We start from the raw sequence: 848 nt of genomic DNA, 5'->3' as shown, positions 1-848 counted from the left end.
GCCGCCTCCGCCAAATTGCGCGGCGATGCGGTCAACACGGTAGCGGGCGTCTTTGGCGCGGAGGCTGGCTTTGATGCCGTCGGCGCGTTCTTCGATGAGGGCTCCTATTTCCACGCCTTCAATGCTGCGGGCGTTGTCCACCAGACCTTCGGTGTCCTCGGGGCTGGCTCCGAGTTGTTGGAATATGCCGTCGGGGAGGAGGCCGATGCAGGCGCGTCCGCCGCATTCGAGTTGGAGCGAGTCGAGGAAGCGTTGCTTGAGCTTGAGGCTGGCGAAGGTCTCGCGTTCGTAGAGGTTGTAGCCGGCGATGGCGGGATTGGCTCCGCGGGCAACGAGGTCGGCGGCGAGTGTGAAGGTGCGGGCGGTGGTGGCGGGAAAGCGGAACTGGCCGGTGTCGGTCGAGATGCCGGTGTAGAGGGCCTGCGCAATGGGGGCGTCGATGGGGAGGTCGTTGTCGAGGAAGAGCCCGGCGAGGATTTCGCAGGCGGCGGCGGCGGTGTTATCCACGAGGTTGTGCGCGGCAAAGTTGGGGTTGGAGAGGTGGTGGTCGATGTTGGCGGCGGGACGGGGGTAACGGGCCTGAAAGCGGAGGCCGGCACGGTCGGGGCCGGCGCAATCAACAAAGAGCGCGGTGCGTTCGGTGCCGAGGCGGGCGGCGTCGGCGTCGAGGTCGTCGTAGCGGAGCCAGGTGAGGGTGCCGGCGGCGGCGGCGAATTCGAGGCGGCGGGGAACGGGGTCGGGGTTGGCGCAAATGACGTCGTGGCCGCGGGCGCGGAGGACGAGGGCAAGGGCGGTTTGCGAACCGATGCAGTCACCGTCGGGGCGGGCGTGGCCGATGACGACGAGGG

At 68.4% G+C, this 848-nt stretch carries 1 protein-coding gene; it reads right to left on the bottom strand.

Annotated features, from left to right (window positions below; all coding sequences use genetic code 11):
- Positions 1-848: DHH family phosphoesterase (locus OBACDRAFT_RS07265; RefSeq protein WP_043584227.1), on the bottom strand; the 848-nt coding region annotated here is incomplete at both ends.

The sequence above is a fragment of the Geminisphaera colitermitum TAV2 genome, from assembly GCF_000171235.2.
In the GTDB taxonomy this organism is placed as follows: Bacteria; Verrucomicrobiota; Verrucomicrobiia; order Opitutales; family Opitutaceae; genus Geminisphaera; species Geminisphaera colitermitum.
This window is presented reverse-complemented; position numbering and strand designations above follow the sequence as displayed.